Origin of the sequence: Escherichia sp. AM3 (assembly GCF_032029835.1) — a bacterium.
In the GTDB taxonomy this organism is placed as follows: Bacteria; Pseudomonadota; Gammaproteobacteria; order Enterobacterales; family Enterobacteriaceae; genus Escherichia; species Escherichia coli.
This window is the reverse complement of sequence record NZ_JAVUPQ010001105.1, coordinates 1-258: the sequence shown is the minus strand read 5'-3', so window position 1 is coordinate 258 and position 258 is coordinate 1. Positions and strand designations below refer to the sequence as shown.

Genomic DNA, 258 nt, shown 5'->3' with positions numbered 1-258 from the left:
CGTCTGGACTGGAAGCAGGTGCACGCCGCGGAAACCGCCGTCAGCGGTCGCTACATCACCAGCATTGCCTGTCTGGATGAGAAGACCGATACTAACGATCTGGCGATGGTGCTCGACGTGGAGCAGATCCTGTACGACATCACCCCGGCGAACCACGATCTGCACGCCACCCATCTGGAAACCACCAAATTCAACATCAAGCCTGGCTCTGTCGCGATTGTTGCAGAAGATTCAAAAGTAGCGCGCTCAATGCTGGAG

1 pseudogene is annotated in these 258 nt (G+C 56.6%); it reads left to right on the top strand.

The window, feature by feature from the left end:
* Window positions 1-258, top strand: a pseudogene (locus RTW80_RS29895) (chemotaxis protein CheV); the annotation flags it as partial.